Source organism: Microbacterium sp. 20-116 (assembly GCF_041079415.1).
Taxonomy (GTDB): domain Bacteria; phylum Actinomycetota; class Actinomycetes; order Actinomycetales; family Microbacteriaceae; genus Microbacterium.
On sequence record NZ_JBFYGP010000001.1, the window covers coordinates 714042 to 733285 of the forward strand.

Annotated in this window: 20 protein-coding genes; 9 read left to right on the forward strand and 11 right to left on the reverse strand. The window is 71.4% G+C overall.

Annotated features, from left to right (window positions below):
- Window positions 1-250: 250 nt before the first annotated feature.
- Window positions 251-622, reverse strand: a complete 372-nt coding sequence (locus AB6V29_RS03485) for a Sec-independent protein translocase TatB (RefSeq protein WP_210074387.1) — start codon at window positions 620-622, stop codon at window positions 251-253.
- Between the two features lie 72 nt (window positions 623-694).
- Between AB6V29_RS03485 and AB6V29_RS03490 the strand changes: the two genes are divergently transcribed.
- A complete protein-coding gene (locus tag AB6V29_RS03490; RefSeq protein WP_210074385.1) occupies window positions 695-1330 on the forward strand; it encodes an O-methyltransferase in 636 nt (211 codons plus the stop codon).
- Window positions 1331-1394: 64 nt separating this feature from the next.
- Here AB6V29_RS03490 and AB6V29_RS03495 read toward each other — a convergent pair whose 3' ends face one another.
- The 3 genes from AB6V29_RS03495 to dapE form a co-directional block, all read right to left on the reverse strand.
- Entirely contained in the window at window positions 1395-1565 is a 171-nt protein-coding gene (locus AB6V29_RS03495) for a DUF3117 domain-containing protein (RefSeq protein WP_074615842.1), read from the reverse strand.
- Between the two features lie 93 nt (window positions 1566-1658).
- The gene (locus tag AB6V29_RS03500; RefSeq protein WP_267786923.1) at window positions 1659-2882 is read right to left on the reverse strand and encodes a hypothetical protein; all 1224 of its coding nucleotides are present in this window, start codon (window positions 2880-2882) and stop codon (window positions 1659-1661) included.
- Window positions 2879-3955, reverse strand: coding sequence for a succinyl-diaminopimelate desuccinylase (gene dapE / locus AB6V29_RS03505; RefSeq protein WP_309668649.1), 1077 nt, complete (start codon window positions 3953-3955; stop codon window positions 2879-2881). The genes AB6V29_RS03500 and dapE overlap by 4 nt, the downstream gene beginning before the upstream one ends.
- A 42-nt stretch (window positions 3956-3997) precedes the next feature.
- Between dapE and dapD the strand changes: the two genes are divergently transcribed.
- Entirely contained in the window at window positions 3998-4918 is a 921-nt protein-coding gene (gene dapD, locus AB6V29_RS03510) for a 2,3,4,5-tetrahydropyridine-2,6-dicarboxylate N-succinyltransferase (RefSeq protein ID WP_267786920.1), read from the forward strand.
- A 668-nt stretch (window positions 4919-5586) separates the two neighbouring features.
- Here the strand turns inward: dapD and AB6V29_RS03515 are convergent.
- Window positions 5587-6882: a citrate synthase gene (locus AB6V29_RS03515; RefSeq protein WP_115918874.1), complete on the reverse strand. Its 1296-nt coding sequence runs from the start codon at window positions 6880-6882 to the stop codon at window positions 5587-5589.
- 343 nt (window positions 6883-7225) lie between these two features.
- Window positions 7226-8062, reverse strand: coding sequence for an AraC family transcriptional regulator (locus tag AB6V29_RS03520; protein ID WP_307317415.1), 837 nt, complete (start codon window positions 8060-8062; stop codon window positions 7226-7228).
- 82 nt (window positions 8063-8144) lie between these two features.
- On the opposite strand from AB6V29_RS03520, the gene AB6V29_RS03525 reads away from it, so the two are divergent.
- From AB6V29_RS03525 to AB6V29_RS03550, 6 genes are read left to right on the forward strand one after another with little or no spacing between them, the layout of a single operon-like run.
- Window positions 8145-9200, forward strand: a complete 1056-nt coding sequence (locus AB6V29_RS03525) for an ABC transporter substrate-binding protein (protein ID WP_307317418.1) — start codon at window positions 8145-8147, stop codon at window positions 9198-9200.
- A gap of 7 nt (window positions 9201-9207) precedes the next feature.
- Entirely contained in the window at window positions 9208-10263 is a 1056-nt protein-coding gene (locus tag AB6V29_RS03530; RefSeq protein WP_210074372.1) for an iron ABC transporter permease, read from the forward strand.
- Window positions 10260-11351 (forward strand): iron chelate uptake ABC transporter family permease subunit, encoded by a 1092-nt coding sequence (locus AB6V29_RS03535; RefSeq protein WP_267786914.1) that lies wholly within the window; start codon window positions 10260-10262, stop codon window positions 11349-11351. The genes AB6V29_RS03530 and AB6V29_RS03535 overlap by 4 nt, the downstream gene beginning before the upstream one ends.
- Entirely contained in the window at window positions 11348-12151 is an 804-nt protein-coding gene (locus AB6V29_RS03540; RefSeq protein WP_210074368.1) for an ABC transporter ATP-binding protein, read from the forward strand. Before AB6V29_RS03535 ends, AB6V29_RS03540 begins: the two co-directional genes overlap by 4 nt.
- Before the next feature lie 50 nt (window positions 12152-12201).
- Window positions 12202-13770: an ABC transporter transmembrane domain-containing protein gene (locus AB6V29_RS03545; protein ID WP_369357056.1), complete on the forward strand. Its 1569-nt coding sequence runs from the start codon at window positions 12202-12204 to the stop codon at window positions 13768-13770.
- Complete coding sequence (locus AB6V29_RS03550) at window positions 13767-15500, forward strand: ABC transporter ATP-binding protein (protein WP_369357057.1); 1734 nt, start codon at window positions 13767-13769, stop codon at window positions 15498-15500. The genes AB6V29_RS03545 and AB6V29_RS03550 overlap by 4 nt, the downstream gene beginning before the upstream one ends.
- A 1-nt stretch (window position 15501) precedes the next feature.
- On the opposite strand, the gene dapC is transcribed toward AB6V29_RS03550, so the two are convergent.
- From dapC to AB6V29_RS03575, 5 genes are read right to left on the reverse strand one after another with little or no spacing between them, the layout of a single operon-like run.
- Complete coding sequence (gene dapC / locus AB6V29_RS03555; RefSeq protein ID WP_267786911.1) at window positions 15502-16605, reverse strand: succinyldiaminopimelate transaminase; 1104 nt, start codon at window positions 16603-16605, stop codon at window positions 15502-15504.
- A 3-nt stretch (window positions 16606-16608) separates the two neighbouring features.
- The gene (gene fdxA / locus AB6V29_RS03560) at window positions 16609-16929 is read right to left on the reverse strand and encodes a ferredoxin (protein ID WP_307317433.1); all 321 of its coding nucleotides are present in this window, start codon (window positions 16927-16929) and stop codon (window positions 16609-16611) included.
- A 53-nt stretch (window positions 16930-16982) separates the two neighbouring features.
- Window positions 16983-17381: a DUF6113 family protein gene (locus AB6V29_RS03565; RefSeq protein ID WP_210074360.1), complete on the reverse strand. Its 399-nt coding sequence runs from the start codon at window positions 17379-17381 to the stop codon at window positions 16983-16985.
- 45 nt (window positions 17382-17426) lie between these two features.
- A complete protein-coding gene (locus AB6V29_RS03570; RefSeq protein ID WP_210074358.1) occupies window positions 17427-17741 on the reverse strand; it encodes an AzlD domain-containing protein in 315 nt (104 codons plus the stop codon).
- Window positions 17738-18454 carry an AzlC family ABC transporter permease gene (locus AB6V29_RS03575; protein WP_369357060.1) on the reverse strand — a complete coding sequence of 239 codons (717 nt, stop codon included), beginning with the start codon at window positions 18452-18454 and terminating at the stop codon, window positions 17738-17740. The genes AB6V29_RS03570 and AB6V29_RS03575 overlap by 4 nt, the downstream gene beginning before the upstream one ends.
- 65 nt (window positions 18455-18519) lie before the next feature.
- Here AB6V29_RS03575 and AB6V29_RS03580 point away from each other — a divergent pair, with 65 nt between their 5' ends.
- Window positions 18520-19071, forward strand: coding sequence for a helix-turn-helix domain-containing protein (locus tag AB6V29_RS03580; protein ID WP_210074356.1), 552 nt, complete (start codon window positions 18520-18522; stop codon window positions 19069-19071).
- Window positions 19072-19244 lie beyond the last annotated feature (173 nt).

The following is a 19244-nucleotide window of genomic DNA, read 5'->3' on the forward strand; positions in this document are numbered from 1 at the left end:
CGCCGCCACCCGTCACGGTGCGACCCCGGGCCACGGCATCCGGATCGCGCTCTCCGCCGCGCCGCCCCGCCGAGCCGCTCCCGTCACGAGAACAGGGCGCCGCCACGAGAACAGGACGATTCGTGGCGGATCGGCCTGTTCCGGTGACATCCCCTGTTCTGGTGACACGCGGTCTGACGCCGCCCCGACCAGTTCCGGCCTCTTCGACAGCCTCAGGGACCTCCTCCCGGGGCAGCCGCCGGAATCCGCGTCAGGTCGCCTCGTCGTCGAACGGCGGGAGCTCGCCCGCCACGAAGGGGGTGGATGCCGGTTTCTCGCGCGCTGCGAGAGCGGCGGCGCCCGCGGCACGCATGGTCGCCGTCGGGGTGTCGTCGAGCAGCGCCTCGCGGATGATGCGGCGCGGGTCGTACTGACGCGGGTCGAGCTTCTTCCAGTCGACGTCGTCGAACTCCGGGCCCATCTCGTCGCGCATGCGCGTGCGCGCACCCTGAAGCGTCTCTTTCGCACGCTTGGTGAATTTGGCCAACGCCTCCGCGTAGCGCGGGAGGCGCTCGGGGCCGACGAGGACCGCTGCGATCACGCCGATCAGCATCAGCTTCTCGATCGTGAGGCCGAAGAACATGGGACCAGATTACCGGCCTCGCCTAGGGGGCGAGCGACCATCGGCCGTCTAGCCTGATCTGAGGAGGTCCACGTGAGCGGTCATGAGGCGAACGAACGGTTCGTGCAGGAGTCGACGGTCGAGCCCGAGCACATCGCTCGCGCCCGGGCGCACGCGCTCGAGCTCGGAGCGGCGCCGATCAGCCCCGCGGTCGGAGCCCAGGCAGCCGTGATCTCGGCGGCATCCCGTGCTCTCAACATCGTCGAGGTCGGCACCGGAGGCGGAGTCTCGGGCCTGTGGCTGCTGCACGGCTCGCCCCGTGCGACGATCACGACGATCGACAGCGAGCCGGAGCACCTCGGGGCCGCCCGCTCCGCGTTCATCGACGCCCGCGTACCCGCCGCGCGCGCCCGGTTCATCACCGGTCGGGCCTCGGATGTCCTGCCGCGCATGAACGAGGCGTCGTACGACATCGTCTTCATCGACGCCGACCCCGAGGGCGTCATCGAGTACGTCGAGCACGGTCTGCGCCTCGTGCGCGCCGGCGGAACGGTGCTCATCCCCCGTGTCCTCGCGCACGGTGCGGCCGACCCGGTGCGCCGCGACCCGGTGACCACGGCCTACCGTTCGCTCATCCAGGAGGTGCAGTCCTCCCCCGCCGTCATCGGCGCACTGTCGACCACCGGCGAAGGGCTGCTGCAGCTCACGACGCGGCCGACCGAGGTCTGAGTCTTCCGAACGCACGAAGAAGGCCGGCCCCCGAAGGGACCGGCCTTTTCTGCGTCGATGGTCGTCAGGCGGTGACGACACCACCGAGCACGTCGTAGAGTTCCTTCGCCTCGGCGTCGTTCACCGAGACGACGAGTCGCCCGCCACCCTCGAGCGGCACGCGCACGATGATCAACCGGCCCTCCTTCACGGCCTCCATCGGTCCGTCGCCGGTACGCGGCTTCATGGCTGCCATCGCGGCCCCCTTTTCGTCGTTGGTCTGCCTGAGAAGTTTACCGGTATCCTGCGCGGCGGGTCGTACCGCGTGGTCGACGGACGTGAACGGGGATCAGGGAATCTGCCAGTACGCGTTCGCGAGGGCGTACATGTTGTAGATCCACCACCACTGTCCGAGCAGAGCGAGAGCGAGGACGCCGATCCGCCATCGGCGTGATTGCGGCACCGCGAGAGCCCCCCACAACGGCGAGATCGGCACCAGCAACCGGAAGATGCTCGACTGCGGGAAGAACACCAGCAGCAGGTAGACCAGGTAGCTCGCCGACCACAGTCGCACCTCGATGCCGAGGCGCTTCACCTGCGGGGAGAACAGCAACAGCGCGGCCACGGCCAGCACGAGCACTGCCAGGAAAACGTATCCCGTCGCCGCGCCCAGCCCCCAGCGGGCGAACCAGAATCCCGCGGCCTGCACGAACCCGTCGACGGGGAGGAACCCGCCGCTCGAATCGCCGAGCCAGTTGCGTCGCCACGCGAGCTCGGTGGCGAGATACGCGCCGGGGTCGCCGGTGACGAAGCCCGCGATCGCCTGCCACGCGAAGCCCACGACGACCGAGAGTCCGCCCAGGGCCACGAGGTGCGCGATATCGCGCGTCGGCAGCGGATCCGTCCGACGATGGAGGAAGCGATGGATGCCGTAGAGCCCGAGGAACAGGGCGAAAGCCAGGATGCCGGGGCGTGTGAAACCCATCGCGGGAACGAGCAGGTAGAGCCAGGTCCATTGCCGCCGCTGAACACACCGGATAGCGAGGAAGAGTAAGAAGAGGAACAACGCCTCGGCGTACCCCACCTGGAACAGGGCTGCCAGCGGCCCGCACGCGAAGAAGACCACGGCCCACATCGCAGCCGACGCGCCGATGCGCTCGCGCAGCAGGGAGTGCAGCACGAGACAGGCTCCGTAGCCCGCGGCCAGCGAGATCGTTATGGCCCCCGCGCCCCACGACCCGAGCAGGAAGCCCAGCCCGGCCGAGAGGTACGAATACAGGGGCATGAACGCCCAGGCGTTCTCGGCGACGTGACCGCCCGCGGCGATCGGCAGATCCACCGGGTACCCCGACACCGCGGCGAGCCAGTACCACTGCGCGTCCCACCCCAGGGCGAGCTTCTCGAGCGAGGGCGCGATGCCGTAGCGCGAACCCGGGCCCGACAGCGCTGACGCGAGAAGGAAGAAGCCCGTCGTGACCACGCGCGCAGCGATGTAGACGATCGCGATGCGCGCCGCCAGGGGCAGACGCTCCCCCCAGGCGACCCGCGTGCGCGTCGTGGCCGCGGTGGTCACGACCCGCTCAACCAGGCACGCAGGCCTTGCTCGACGGCGTCGATCTGCGCGAGCGGCACGCGCTCCTCGTCGTGGTGCGCGAGATGCGGGTCGCCGGGGCCGTAGTTGACGGCCGGGATGCCGAGGGCCGAGAACCGCGCCACATCGGTCCAGCCGTACTTGGGTTTCGGCGTCGCGCCCACGGCATCCACGAAGTCTCTCGCGAGAGCCGCGTCGAGGCCCGGGCGAGCGCCCTCGGCCACGTCGACGATCTCGACGTCGAAGCCGGTGAACACGTCGGTGACGACGCGGATCGCAGCCGCGGCGTCGCGGCTCGGAGCGAAGCGGTAGTTGACCTCGACGGCGCACGCGTCGGGGATGACGTTGCCCGCGACACCGCCCGAGATGCTCACGGCATTGAGGCCCTCGCGGTAGACGAGACCCTCGACCTCGATCTCGCGGGCGCGGTACTCGGCCAGGCGTGCGAGGATCGGCGCCGCCTTGTGGATCGCGTTCTCGCCGATCCACGAGCGGGCGCTGTGCGCGCGGACGCCCTCGGTGCGCACGATCGCGCGAAGCGTTCCGTTGCAGCCGCCCTCGACCTCGCCGTTGCTGGGCTCGCCGAGGATGGCGAAGTCGCCCTCGAACAGATCCGGGCGGTTGCGTGACAGCCGGCCGAGGCCGTTCAGGGCGGAGTCGACCTCTTCGTGGTCGTACCACATCCACGTGATGTCGACCGGGGGCTCGGTGAGCTCGGCGGCGAGCTTGAGCTGCACCGCGACGCCGGCCTTCATGTCGACCGTCCCGCGCCCCCAGATGACGTCGACCCCGTCGACCGTGCGGTCCTCGACGGGGAGGTTCCGGTTGATCGGCACGGTGTCGATGTGCCCGGCGATCACGACCCGGCGCTCGCGCCCCAGATTGGTGCGGGCGACGATGGTGTCGCCATCGCGGATGACCTCGAGATGGACGTACGCGGAGACGGCGGCCTCGATGGCATCCGCGAGAGGGGTCTCATCTCCCGAGACGCTGTGGATGTCGCAGACCGCTCGGGTGAGGGCGGCCGAGGACTGGGTGAGGTCGAGCGCGAGCATGCCCCGATCTTCGCACAGGCGGTGCCCCACTACCCTGGGACCGTGAGCAACGAACGACGCATCAGCGCTGCCGGCCTCTCGACACGAACCACCGGGGGGACGGTGCTCGATGCCTGGTTCCCGAAGCCGGTCCTGGGCGACTCGAACGACCTGGATGCCGAGAAGGCGGCGCTCGCATCCTCCACGGGCCCCGATGAGCGACGCGGAGTCGTCGTCGAGACGGTGTCCCTCACGATCGACGCCGACGAGGCCCCCGCCTCGACGATCGATGCCTACCTGCGTCTGCACGCGCTGTCGCACCTGCTCGTGCGCCCCAACGAGATCAACCTCGACGGGATCTTCGGCCACCTCCCCAACGTCGCCTGGACCAACGCCGGCCCCGTGCACCCCGACGACGCGGCCCGGCTGCTGCCGCAGCTGAAGCGTCACGGTATCGAGCTGCAGGGTCTCGACAAGTTCCCCCGCCTCACCGACTACGTGCTCCCCGCGGGCGTGCGCATCGCCGACGCTTCGCGTGTGCGCCTGGGCGCGCACCTCTCCCCCGGCACGACCGTGATGCACGAGGGCTTCGTCAACTTCAACGCCGGCACGCTCGGCTCCTCGATGATCGAGGGCCGCGTGTCGCAGGGCGTCGTCATCGGTGACGGCACCGACATCGGCGGCGGCGCCTCGATCATGGGCACACTGTCGGGCGGCGGCACCCACCGCGTCTCGATCGGAGCGCGCACGCTGCTCGGCGCGAACGCGGGTATCGGTATCTCGCTCGGCGACGACTGCGTCGTCGAGGCGGGTCTGTACGTCACCGCGGGAACCAAGGTGAAGGTCGGTGACGAGACGATCAAGGCCGGGGAGCTTTCCGGCCGCGACGGCATCCTGTTCCGCCGCAACTCGCTCACCGGCACCGTCGAGGCCTCGGCCCGCGCGGGTGTCGGCGTCACCCTCAACGAGGCGCTGCACGCATAAGGCGCGATCGCTCGGGCCGGGGCGGTGCGGGCATTGCGTCGCCGCGGGGTGTCGCGCTGCGTCGACGTCCCGCTGCCTCCCCACCCCGCGCATAAACGCGATCCGCGCTCAGAAACGCGAGCACAGCGCGTTTACGCGCGGTGAGAGTGTTTATGCCGCGGCCGAACCCACCGGGGGCCCACCGCGCGCAACGCTGTACCCGGGGCGCGACGCGGCCGGCCCGCGGCATCCGCCCCTCACGCATAAACGCTCCCCGCGCGCACAAACACGCTCTCCTCGCGTTTACGCGCGCCAAGAGCGTTTATGCGTGCAGCCGAACCCACCGACGTGCCCGCCGCGCGCAGCGCCCTACCCACACGAGCCCACCGCGCGCAGCGCTGCACCCGGGGCGCGACGCGCCCGGCCCACGGCATCCGCCCCTCACGCATAAACGCTCCCCGCGTACACAAACACGCTCTCCTCGCGTTTGCGCGCGCCAAGAGCGTTTATGCGTGCAGCCGCAGCCACCGATGAGCCCACCGCGCGCAGCGCCCTACCCACCAGGGCCCACGAGGCCCAGCGCCGCACCCGCGGAACCCGCCGCGCGCAGCGCCGCGCCCTTGGCGCTCGCCCCGCGCACGGCGAAACGCCCCGCCCCTCGCGAGAGGGACGGGGCGTTTCGGATCCGGTCAGACGCCGGGATAGTTCCGCTCGGCGGCACCCGTGTACAGCTGCTGCGGGCGACCGATCTTGGTCTGCGGGTCGGTAATGGCCTCGCGCCACTGCGCGAGCCAGCCGGGCAGGCGTCCGATCGCGAACAGCACGGTGAACATGCGCGTGGGGAACCCCATCGCCTTGTAGATCACGCCGGTGTAGAAGTCGACGTTCGGGTAGAGGCGACGCTCCTTGAAGTAGTCGTCCTCGAGAGCGATCTGCTCGAGCTCTTTGGCGAGGTCGAGCAACGGGTCGCTGACGCCGAGGGCCTCGAGCACCTCGTCGGCCGACTCCTTGACGAGCTTGGCGCGCGGGTCGTAGTTCTTGTAGACGCGGTGACCGAAGCCCATGAGCTTGACGCCCTGCTCCTTGTTCTTCACCCGCTCGACGAAGCGCTCGACGCTCTCGCCCGAGTCGCGGATGCGCGCGAGCATCTGCAGCACGGCTTCGTTCGCGCCGCCGTGCAGGGGACCCGAGAGCGCCTGGATACCGGCCGAGATCGAAGCGAACTGGTTGGCCCCTGTCGAGCCGACGAGGCGCACGGTCGAGGTCGACGCGTTCTGCTCGTGGTCCTCGTGAAGCATGAGCAGCAGGTCGAGGGCCTTCGTCATGACGGGGTTGGCCTCGAAGGGCTCGCTGTGCACGCCGAAGTTCAGCTTGAGGAAGTTGTCGACGAAGCCGAGCGAGTTGTCGGGGTAGAGGAAGGCCTGACCGATGCTCTTCTTGTGCGCGTAGGCCGCGATCACGGGGAGCTTCGCGAGCATGCGCACCGTGTTGAGCTCAACGTGCTCGGGGTTGTGCGGGTCGGACTCTGCCTCGTAGTAGGTCGAGAGCGCGGCCGTCGCGGCCGACAGCACCGACATGGGGTGCGCGGTCGGGGGCAGAGCCGAGAACAGGCTCTTGAGGTCTTCGTGCAGCAGCGTGTGACGGCGGATGCGCTCGTCGAAGGACGCCAGCTCGGATGCCGACGGCAGCTCGCCGTAGATGAGCAGCCACGCGACCTCGAGGTAGGTGCTGTTCTTCGCCAGCTGCTCGATCGGGTAGCCGCGGTAGCGGAGGATGCCCTGGTCACCGTCGATGTAGGTGATGTCGGACTTGGTCGACGCCGTGTTGACGAAACCATAGTCGAGCGTGGTGTGACCGGTCTGCTTCGTCAGCGACGCGATGTCGATGCTCGGAACGCCGTCGGTGCCTCGCAGGACCGGGAATTCGGCGGTGGTGCCCCCTACCGTGAGAGTGGCCTTGTCCTGCTGCGTGCCCGCGTCGCTCACCGCGCCTCCTTGCGATTTCTGGTCGCCCGTGTGGTCGAACGCGGGGGCTTGCGGCACCCCGCGATCTTCTCGACCGATGGATGCCACGGGGGTGTCATCCTGGTCGGCCTTCGCCCGGAGGGTCACCCGAGCACAAGGCTTTTACAGCCTAGTAGGCCCACCGACGTACGGATGACACCGCCTGAGGAGGTTGCCCTCCTCGGCCGAGACCGTCGCCACGGCGGCGATGGAGGACGACGAGCCGTGATCGACGCTGTCGCGCGGGAGCCGCGACTGCCCGGCATCCGACGGGGTGAACATCTCGAGCGATTCTCGGCGTGACGTCGCCGCTCTCGGTCCCGTCTCAGTCGGGCATCTCGCGCGATCGCCCGGCGTAGACGGCCGGAGTCACCCCGAAACGACGGCGGAATGCCGAGATGAAACTGCTGACCGAGTCGTATCCGACCGCGGGGGCCACGACGTGCACCGGTTCTCCCTGCAGCAGAAGCCCCACTGCGGCGTGCAGGCGCGCGCGCACGCGCCACTCGCGGAAGGTGCGCCCGGTGTCGGCGACGAAGGCCCGCGCGACGGTTCTGGCGCTCACACCCACCTCGGCCGCCCAGGCGTCCAGGTCGCGCTCGTCGTCGGGCCGGTCCAGCAGGGCGACGGCAACGGCCCGTGCCCGCGGGTCCTGGGGCAGCGCGACGACCTCGCGCGCGACGGGAGCCTCGGCGACGAGGTCGCTCAGGATCGCGAAGCACGACTGGCGGCGCCCCTCTGCACGATCACCCGCGGCGAGGTGGCTCAGCAGGGCGCCGCCGAGCGGGTCGAGGGCGAGCACCCGGGCGCGCTCCCACCCCGTGCGCGCGGGCCGGTGACGCTGGTCGACGTAGGCACTGACGAGTTCCCCCGGTTCGGTGAAGCGCATCTCGTGGAGGACGCCGGCGGGGATCCAGACCTGGTGGTCGCGGCGCAGGTGCCAACGGTCGGCCCCGACCGAGACCTCCATGGAGCCGGACGCCATCCAGGCGAGCTGATCCTCCTCGTGGCGGTGCGGGTCGAAACCGGCGCCGGCGCTGACCGACGTCGAGATCACCGCGAATTCCGCCGATGTCCAGTGGCGACTATGGGTGGCCTCGGATACGGCATCCGTCGAACCGGGATGTTCGCTACGCGACATCACGGTGTCGTGATCCAGCATGGAATGTCTCCTCACGACGATGGCGGGCAAGGTAAGGCAAGGCTAACCTAGCGGCGCCCGTCCCATCGACCCGAGAGTCCGCATGCCTGCTCCCCGCCATCGCTCCCGCCCCGTACGCCTCGCCGCACTGGGCTCCGTCCTCGCCGTCGCCGCGGCCCTGCTCGCCGGCTGTGGCAGCACTGCCGAGGCCGGCGCCCGCAACGCCACCTACTCGACACAGCCGAGCGACACCTTCCCCGTGACGGTCACCCACCAGTTCGGCGAGACGACCGTCACGGCCGAGCCGCAACGTGTCGTCGTGGTCGGCCTGACCGAGCAGGACGTCCTGCTCGAGCTCGGCACGCCCCCGGTCGCCACGACCGAGTGGTACGGCGAACAGCCCTACGCCGTCTGGCCCTGGGCCACGGATCTGCTCAACGGCGCCGAGCCCACCGTGCTCTCCGCGACCGACGGCCTCGAGTTCGAGAAGATCGCCTCTCTCGAGCCCGATCTCATCGTCGGCACGAACGCCAAGCTGACCGCCGACGACTACACCAAGCTCAGCGCCATCGCCCCCACGATCGCGAGCGTCGCCGGCACCGAGGGCTACTTCTCGGACTGGAAGGGACAGACCCGTCAGATCGCGCAGGCGATGGGGCGCAGCGCCGAGGGCGAGAGCCTGATCACCGGAATCGAAGAGAAGTACGCGGCAGCCGCCGCGGCGCACCCCGAGTTCGCGGGCAAGACCGCGTCGTTCTCGCAGGGCGGCCCGTGGCAGGGCAGCATCTACGTCTACCCCGACGGCTTGAACACCGATTTCCTCACCGATCTGGGCTTCGTGATCACGCCGGGGCTCGACAAGTACGTGCAGCAGAAGGGCGCGCAGGCGCTCATCTCGGGTGAGAACATGTCGCTCATCGACGCCGACGTCATCGTCTTCGCCACCGAGAGCGCTGAGTCGCTGCCCGCGCTGCTCGACTTCGGCACGACCCGCTCGTTGAGCGCGGTCGCCGGCGGCCGAGCCGTGTACACCGACGCGGAGCTGGCCGGAGCCATCTACTTCCTCACGCCGCTGAGCCAGAAGTACGTTCTCGACGAGCTCGTGCCGCGCCTCGAAAAGGCCGTCGCGGGGACCTCGCCGCAGAGCGTCGAGGGCTGATCCTCCGGTGACGCCCTCGCCGTCGGTCGCGTCGCGCCCCAGCGCGCGGCGCGACCGCCTCCCCTCGCTCCCACGGCGTCGGCGGGCCGCCGGTCTCGTCATCGCCGTGCTGGCACTCGCCCTCGCGGCGGGCCTGAGCATCGCGGTCGGCTCGAACGCGCTCGGCCCCACCGAGATATGGCACGCGCTGACCAGCCCCGACGGCGGTGTCGGCGATCAGATCGTGCTCGACCTGCGCCTGCCGCGCACGATCGCCGCGATCGTCGCCGGAGTGGCCCTGGGCCTCGCCGGCGCCCTGATCCAGGCCTTCACCCGCAATCCGCTGGGCGATCCCGGCATCCTGGGGGTGGATGCCGGAGCAGCCCTGTTCGTCGCCGTCGGCGTCGTGCTGGGGGCCGTGACGGCACTGCAGTTCCTGCCGTGGGCTTTCGGAGGCGCACTGCTGGTCACGGTGACGGTGTACGCGATCGGCGGTGTCGGACGCGGCGGGCCCGACCCGGTGCGCCTGACCCTGGCCGGTGTGGCCGTCGGAGCCGTCCTGATGGGGATCACCAGCGCGATGATGCTGCTGGATCCGGTGACCTTCGCGCGACTGCGCGGCTGGAGCGCCGGGTCGTTCGTGGAGCGCGGCTGGGACGTCATCGTTCCCGTGCTGCCCTTCGTCGGAACCGGCGTCGTCGTTGCCCTCGCGTGCGCGCGGTCGCTGAACGCCCTGGGCCTCGGCGACGACCTGGCCGCCTCCCTCGGCACGCGCCTCGTGCGCACGCGCGTGCTGTCGGTCGTCGCGATCACCGTGCTCGCAGGGTCGGCGACCGCGATCGCCGGCCCCATCGCCTTCGTCGGGCTCATGGCCCCGCACGTCGCGCGCTGGATCGTCGGCCCCGACCAGCGCTGGATCCTGCCGTACACGATGGTCATCGCCCCCACCGTGCTGCTGCTCTCCGATGTGATCGGGCGGGTGGTGCTGTGGCCGAGCGAGGTTCCCGTGGGCATCGTCACCGCGTTCGTGGGCGCGCCCGTGCTCATCGCGCTCGTCCGGCGCGCGAAGGCGAGCAGCCTGTGACCGCCCTCTCCCCCGGCTCCAATCGGCCGGAAGCAGGTCGCGGTCTCGCGGGCGGCCCCCGCACCGTCGTCGTGCGCCACGGGCTGCTGTCGCTGCGCCTGCGCGTGCGCACCCTCGCGGTCGGCGGCGCCATCGCCGCGGTCGCCCTCGCGCTGGCGATCCTCGCCCTGTGCCTGGGCGACCTGGCGCTCACCCCCGGCCAGGTGGTCGGCGCCCTGCTCGGGATCGACGGCGGCTTCACCGCCACCGTCGTGCGCGAGTGGCGTCTGCCGCGCGTGCTCGCGGCCCTGATCTTCGGTGCCGCCCTGGGCGTCTCGGGCGCGGTGTTCCAGTCGCTCACCCGCAATCCGCTGGCCAGCCCCGACGTCATCGGTCTGTCCGCGGGCTCGTACGCCGGCGGGCTCAGCGTCATCCTCCTGGTCGGGGCCGGTGCCGGCACTGTCGCGGTGTCGGGAGGCGCGATCGGCGGCGGTCTCGTCGCGGCTGCTCTCGTCTACGCGCTCGCGTACCGCCGCGGCATCCAGGGTTTCCGTCTGATCGTGGTGGGCATCGGTGTCTCCGCCATGCTGCAGGCGCTCAGCACGTACCTGCTGCTGCGCGCGAAGGTCGAGGTCGCGATGATCGCCGCGGTGTGGGGCGCGGGTTCGCTCTCGCCGGTCGGCTGGTCTCAGGTGCTGCCCGCCACCGGGGTCATCGTCGCCGCGTGCGCTGCGCTGGGGCTGTTCTCCCGTGCTCTGTCGCGCCTCGAGCTCGGCGACGATGCCGCCCGGGCACTCGGCATCCGGGTCGAGAAATCGAGGCTGGGGCTGGTCGTCTGCGCCGTCGCACTCACCGCCGCGGTCACCGCGTCCGCCGGTCCGATCGCCTTCGTGGCGTTGGCCGCCCCGCAGATCGCCCTCCGTCTGACCCGCACCGCGGGCATCGCTCTCGCACCATCGGCGCTCGTCGGGGCGGTCGTGCTGCTCGCGTCCGACATCGTCGCCCAGCACGTGCTGCCCATTCCCCTGCCCGTGGGCCTGGTCACGGTCGTCGTCGGCGGGCTCTACCTCGTCTGGCTCCTCATCCACGAAACCCGGAGACGCGCATGACCGCTCCCGCCCGCCTCACCGCCCAGGGCCTCACGATCGGCTACGACCGGCGGGTGATCTCCGAGAACCTATCGATCGCCATCCCCGACGGATCGTTCACCGTGATCGTGGGGGCGAACGCCAGCGGCAAATCGACCCTGCTGCGCGCGCTCGCCCGCCTGCTCGCGCCGACCGCGGGCGTGGTGCGCCTCGACGACCGGCCGCTGGGCGAGTACCAGCCGAAGGAGCTGGCGCGCGCGGTGGGTCTGCTGCCGCAGACCTCGCTCGCCCCCGACGGCATAACGGTCATCGACCTCGTCGCCCGCGGACGGCATCCGCACCAGGGGTTCTTGCGGCAGTGGTCGATCGACGACGAAGCGGCGGTGACCGAGGCGATGGATGCCACGGGCACGGCCGATCTGTCGGGGCGGCTCGTGTCGGAACTCTCCGGCGGCCAGCGCCAGCGCGTCTGGATCGCCATGGCCCTGGCCCAGCAGACGCCCATCCTGCTGCTCGACGAACCCACGACGTTCCTCGACATCGCGCACCAGATCGAGCTGATGGAACTGCTCACCGATCTCAACGCCCAGGGGCGCACCCTCGTCGCGGTGCTCCACGACCTCAACCAGGCGGCCCGCTACGGCACCCATCTCATCGCCGTGAAAGACGGATGCGTCGTCGCCGAGGGCGCCCCGGCCGAGGTCGTGACGGCAGAGATGGTCGAGGAGGTCTTCGGGCTGCGCTGCGTGGTCACCCCCGATCCCGTCTCGGGGTCGCCCGCCGTGTCCGCCCTCGGACGGGATCGAACGGCGCCGCGATGAGGATGCTGCTTCAGGCGCCTACGGAGCCGATTCCCACGCGTGCACTGCCCGTGACCGATCGGACCACGCCACGCGGGCTGACGTGGCGGGTGGTGCGGGCTGCTCCCCGCTACTCGGTTCCCGCCGCCGCGCTGTCGATCACGCATCAGGTGGGCGAGGCCCTCGTCCCCGTCATCATGGGTCTCGCCATCGAGCGGGCGGTCGCCACCGGCGATCCGCTGCAGCTGGTGCTATGGCTCGGCGTGCTGGCGGCCGACTTCCTGATGCTGTCGTTCTCGTGGCGCTTCGGTTCGCGACTGGCCGAGCTCGGCACGCTCGCGGTGCAGCATCGCCTGCGCACGACGGTCGCCGCTCATCTGATGCGGCGGGCGCCACGCGCGGGCCGCCCCTCGGAGCAGCCGGGCGTCGCCCTCTCGCTCGCCACCTCGGATGCGAATCGTCTTTCGGAGGCCGTGTCCATCGGCGTGTACCCGGTCGGTCAGCTGGCCGCGGTGCTCTTCGGCGGCGCGGTGCTGCTCACCCTGTCGTGGCCCCTCGGGCTGGCCGTGCTCGTGGGCGCTCCGTTGCTGCTGTGGCTCACCGAGCGTGCGGGCCGGACCCTGCGCGACCGCAGCGGCGCCGAGCAGCGGGCCGCGGCCGCCGCCGCCGGCCGGGCGGCCGACCTGCTCAGCGGCTACCGTGTCATCCGCGGTATCGGCGCCGAGGCCGAGGCCGCGCGCCGCTACCGACAGGCCAGCCGGACCGCTCTGGCCGACACCGTGCGCGCCCGACGGGCCGAGGGCGTGTTCGGCGGGGCGATGAGCATCGTGACGGGCCTGTTCCTCACCGCGATCGCCGTCTGCGCGGCCGTCCTCGCACTGTCGGGATCGCTGAGCGTCGGCGCCTTCGTCGCGGTCGTGGGCCTCGCGCAGTTCCTCATCGACCCGCTCCGGGTGCTGGCGCTGTACACCGGGGCGTGGTGGGCCTCGTCGACGGCGTCCGCGGCACGCCTGCTCGACGTGCTCCGCGACACCGAACCCGACGTCGAGGGCGTCGAAGCGTCCCGCGCGCCCGCGCGCCCGGCCGAACAGAGCCTGCTCGCGGCCGGTTCGCCCACCGACGACCTCGCTGACGACCTCGCCGTTCGCCCGGGCGAGTTCGTCGTCGTCGCGTGCGCCGGCGAACGGTCCGTGGCGGTCGCCGCTGCCCTGCGCGCACGGCATCCGGATGCCCTCCACGCCCCGCACGTGGCGCACCTGTTCGCCGGAACCGTGACCGAGAACGTCGCCCCGCCGGGAGCGGATGCCGAGACCCTGGCGGCCGCTCTGCGCGCGGCCGCGTGCGACGATCTCGCCGGAATCCTTCCCCAGGGGCTCGACAGTCGCGTCGGCGAGAACGGCACGGCACTCTCGGGGGGCCAGCGTCAACGCGTCGCTCTGGCCCGGGCACTCGCACACGACCCCGATCTGCTCGTGCTGCACGACCCGACGACCGCGGTCGACGCCGTCACCGAGGCGCGCATCGCCGAAGGGGTGCACGCGTCTCGTCGCCACCGTCGCACCCTCGTCGTCACTCGCGCGCCCGCATTCGCCGCCGTCGCCGATCGCGTCGTGCACGTCGCCGAAGGAGACGACGCGTGAGCGTTCCGCTGCCCCTCGCCCCCGCCGGGGCGGTCGCGCGAGAGATGTGGCGCGCGTTCCCCCGGGGCTGGTGGCGGCTGCCCGCACTCTTCGTCGTCGTGCTCGCCGCCGCGGCCGCCGGCGTCGTCGGTCCGCTCGCGCTCGGCGCGGTCGTCGATGCGATCGGCGCGGGTGGCGATGATCCGGGACTGGCCTGGACGCTCGCGGCGGTGATGGCCGGTGCCGTCGTGCTGGCGTCGGTGCTCACGGCCGTCGGGACGGTATCGGCCTCGCGGCTGTTCGAGCACGCCCTCGCCTCCCTGCGCGAGCGCATGGTCGACACCGCCCTGCACCTGCCGCCGGCGCGCATCGAACGCGCGGGCACCGGAGATCTCGTCGCCCGGGCCGGAGACGACGTCGCGGAGGTCTCGGGCGCGATCCCGCAGGTCGTGCCGGCGCTGGTCGGGTCCGCCTTCACGATCGTGGTGACGCTCGTCGGCATGGCCGTCATCGACCCGTGGTACGCCGTCGCGCTCGTCGTGGTGACGCCCCTGCACGTCTTCGCCGTGCGCCGGTACCTGCGCGCTGCGCCCGCGGTGTACGCGGCCGAACGCGCCGCCATGTCCGATCGCGCTCAGCACCTGCTCGACGCGCTCCGGGGACTCGAGACCGTACGCGCCTACCGCACGGAATCCGCCCACCTGTCGCGCATCTCGACGGCGTCCTGGGCGGTCGTGCGGTGGAGCATGCGCGCGCGCGGCATCCAGAACCTGTTCTTCGCGCGCCTGAACGCGGCCGAGTTCCTCGGCATGGCCGGGCTGCTCGTCGCCGGCTTCGTCCTGGTGGCGAACGGGGCGGGAACGATCGGCGGCACGACCGCGGCAATGCTGCTTTTCCTGCGCCTGTTCGGGCCGATCAACCAGCTCCTGTTCGTCGTCGACGACCTGCAGTCGGCCCTCGCCTCGCTTTCGCGCATCGTCGGCGTGATCCGCGCCGGGGCGCAGAACGCGCCCGTCGCGCGCCGCGACGACGAGCGGCCGGACCGCGGCACCGCAGCAGACGACGACCTCGTGCTGCAGGGCATCACGCGCGCCTACGAAAGTGGTCACCCGGTGCTGCACGACGTGTCGGTGCGCGTCGCCTCGGGCACCACCGTGGCCGTGGTCGGCGCCTCAGGGACCGGCAAGTCCACGCTTGCGGCCATCGCCGCGGGTGTCCACGATCCGGTCGCGGGCCGGGTGCGTCGCCCCGGCAGGGTGGCCCTCGTCACGCAGGACGTGCACGTCTTCGACACCGACCTGCGCGAGAACCTCACCCTGGCCGCCCCCGACGCGGGCGACGACGATCTCGTCGAGGCGCTGCGGCGCGTGGGCGCGGGCGGCCTCGTGGCGCGCCTCCCCCGGGGGCTGGACGAACCCGTCGGCGCCTCGGGCACCCCGCTCTCGCCCGCCGAGGCACAGCTGATCGCCCTCGCGCGCGTGTCCTTGAGCGACCCCGCCGTCGTCGTGCTCGACGAGGCGACGGCCGAGGCCGGATCGGCCGAGGCTGGCCGACTCGAGGATGCCGCGCTCGCGATCGTGGAGGGACGCACCGCCCTCGTCGTCGCGCACCGGCTCAGCCAGGCCGCCCGCGCCGACCGCGTCGTGCTGCTCGAGGCCGGCCGCATCCGCGAAGAGGGCACGCACGACCAGCTGCGCGAGGCCGGCGGCCCCTACGCGCGCCTCTGGGAGGCGTGGAACCGCTCGAGCTGAATCAGGGCGTCAAGCGCTCGGCCGCGGCGGCGATGCGCTCGTCTGTCGCCGTCAGCGAGAAGCGCACGTGGTTCGGGAAGTGCGCGCCGTAGAAGTGCCCGGGACCGACCAGGATGCCGAGGTCGGCGAGTCGGTCCACGCTCTCCCAGGCGTCGCGCCCCTCGGTCGCCCACAGGTACAGGCCGCCCTCGCTGCGGTCGATGGTGAAGCCGGCGGCCTCGACGGCGGGCTTGAGGACCGCCCGACGGCGAGCGTAGCGTTCGCGCTGCTCTGCCACGTGCGCATCGTCGCCGAGAGCGACGGTCATCGCGCGCTGCACGGGCGCGGGCGGCATGAGACCGAGGTGCTTCCGCCCGTTCAGCAGACGCGCCACGAGAGCGGCGTCACCGGCCAGGAACGCCGCACGATACCCGGCGAGATTCGACTGTTTGCTCAGCGAGTAGACCGAGAGCACATCCGTGAGATCGCCGTCCACGACGGCCGGATCGAGAACGCTCGGGACGGGCTGCGCGTCCCACGGGGCATCCCAGCCGAGCTCGGCGTAGCACTCGTCGGAGGCCAGGACGGCACCGATCTCGCGCGCCCGGGTCACGGCATCCCGAAGCTCGTCCGTCGACAGGACGCGGCCGTCGGGGTTGCCCGGCGAGTTGATCCAGACCAGACGCGTGTGGGCGGGCCACTCGGAGGGATCGTCGGATGCCACGGGCTCGGCGCCGACGAGACGCGCGCCGACCTCGTAGGTGGGGTAGGCCGCTCGGGGGTGCACGACGGCATCGCCCGGGCCGAGGCCCAGAAGCAGCGGCAGCAGGGCCACGAGCTCTTTCGAGCCCACGGTCGGCAGGACGTTCACCGCGCTCAGACCCGGAACGCCGCGGCGGCGCTCGTACCAGTCGGCGATCGCCTCACGCAGCGCCGGAGTGCCCGCCGTGGCCGGGTAGGCGTGCGCATCGGTCGCGTCGGCCAGGGCCTCGGCGATCACGACGGGGGTCGGATCGACGGGCGAGCCGATCGACAGATCCACGATGCCGTCGGGGTGTCGCCGCGCGCGCTCCGCATAGGGGGCGACGGCGTCCCACGGGTAGTCGGCGAGGTCGGCGACGCCCACGGCTCAGTGGCTCTGCGGGGGCAGCGCGGTGATGACGGGGTGGTCCTTGGCGATCACGCCGACCTTGGCCGCTCCACCGGGCGATCCGATGTCATCGAAGAACTCGACGTTGGCCTTGTAGTAGTCGGCCCACTCTTCGGGGAGGTCGTCCTCGTAGTAGATGGCTTCGACGGGGCAGACCGGCTCGCAGGCACCACAGTCGACGCACTCGTCGGGGTGGATGTAGAGCGATCGTTCACCCTCGTAGATGCAGTCGACGGGACACTCATCGATGCAGGCGCGGTCTTTGACATCGACACACGGGAGGGCGATCACGTAAGTCACCCGCCCAGTCTAATCGCGCCGAGGCGATCGCCTCCGCCGACGGGCCCTCGGGCCTAAGATTCGACCGGACGCGCGGGGGTCTGGAGCTTGGAGAAGTCGGGCCACAACGCCACGAGCACCATCAGGGCGGGGCCGACGACCGTCCACACCAGCGGAATCCATTCCGTGCCCGCCGTGGGCGCCGCCACGATCGCGGAGCCGCCCGGGCCCACCTGCGAGAAGAGATAGGTCGCGGCGGTGATGCCGAGCCCGCCGGCGAGGGCGTTGACGCGGTCGCCGGTGAGGGTGCGCAAGGCGATGAGCAGCGCGGCGCTGCCGATCGTCGCGAGGATCAGACCGACCGGCACCGGGCCGACGAGGAAGGCCTGGCCGACGGTACCGGCGGCTCCGTAGAAGGCTCCGACGAGCAGGGCAACCACCCAGCCGACGACGCGAAGAATCGTGGAAGTCACCGCCCGAGTCTAGGCGGGACGACTATGCGCGCAGCGCGAGCCCCCTCACGCCGCCCACCCCCAGAGCCGCAGCAGCGCGGCAGTGACGGCGGCGGCGGCCACCACGACGAGGAACGGCGCACGCGCCCACAGCAGCAGGGCGGCGACACCGACGGCCGGGAGCCGCGCATCGACCACGACGGCCGCCCCCGCCCCCAGCGTCTGCACCATCACGAGCGCCGCGAGCAGGGCGACGGTGAGGAGGTCCGCAACGCGGGCCGGACGGGGAGAGTCGAGCCAGTGCGCCGGAAGCAGGTACCCGATCGCCTTGAGCGCGACGCAGATGACGGATGCCAGGAGCACCGCGGTCCACAGGGTCATGGCATCCGTTCCTCTTCCGTCGACGCCTTTGCGCCCCGCGGGTCGAACAGGCCCACCGCGACGGCGACTCCGGCCGCAGCGATCACCGGGATGCCCGGCATGAGCCAGGGCGTGAGCAGCGCCGCGACGACCGCCGCTCCCGCCGCGACGGCCAGGGGCTGTCGTCCGCGCAGGCGCGGCCAGAGCAGGGCGAGGAACGCGGCCGCCGCGGCGGCGTCGAGACCGTAGGAGCGCGGGTCGCCGAGCACGTCGCCGAGAAGCGCTCCCAGCAGGGTCGAGAGGTTCCACCCGACCCAGATCGCGATCCCCGTCACCCAGAAGCCGGCCTGGCGTGCGCGGGGCGCATCCTGGGCGAGGCCGACGGCCACCGACTCGTCGATCGTGAAGTGCGTCGCCGACAGCTTGCGCCAGAACCCACCCGCGACGACCGGAGCCATGCGCATCGCGTACGCCGCGTTGCGAACGCCCAGCAGAGCCGAGGAGGCGATGGCCGCGGGAGCGGCGGCCGCTCCCCCGGCGGCGACGACGCCGACGAAGGCGAACTGCGATCCCCCCGTGAACATCAGCAGGCTCAGCACGCAGGTCTGCCAGATGTCGAGACCGGATGCCACGGACAGGGCCCCGAACGAGATGCCGTAGGCACTCGTGGCGAGGGCGACCGCGAGCCCCTGCCGGGTCGCCACCCCCTCGGGTGTTCGGTAGAACGAACGCATGAGCATCATCGTGAACGATAGTGACGTGTTCGTCAAATCGAACGATCGGCAGCGATAATGAACACATGAGCGATCTGAGCAACCGCATCGCCGCGAGCCTGCGACGCGAGCGGGAGAGACGCGATCTCAGCGTGTCCGAGCTGGCGCGGCGCGCCGGAGTCGCCAAAGCGACCGTGTCACAGCTCGAGAACGGCGGCGGGAACCCGAGTGTCGAAACGCTCTGGGCCCTGGCCTCCGCTCTCGGGATCACCTTCGCCGACCTCGTCGATGAGGGCGCGCACTCCCCCACCCTGATCCGCGCCGGAGAAGCGGGAACCGCCGTGGCGTCCTCGGCATCGGAGTACGTCGCCGTGCTGCTGTCGGCGAGTCCGCCGCACGCGCGCCGCGACATCTACCTGCTCTCCGCCGAGCCCGGACAGCCCCGCCGATCCGACCCTCACCCCCGGGGGACGGTCGAGCACCTCGTCATGGTGTCGGGTCGCGGCCTCGTCGGCCCCGCCGATGCCCCCTACGAGCTCTCCCCCGGCGACTACCTCTCGTACGCCGGCGACTCCCCGCACGTGTTCGAGGCGCTCACACCCGGCATGAGCGCCGTGTGCGTCGTCGAGTCGCGCTGACGGCCATCGCCCGGGGCCGGGGCCGGCATCCCGATCGAGTGTCCATGACACGCCGAGCCATCGCACCCCGGCACGGCGCCTTCTGAACACTCGACGTCGGTCGTCGCCCGGCACCGACGGCGCGCTCGCACGTCCAGCGCCGTCGCGTTCCCGTCATGACGCGACGGCACCGT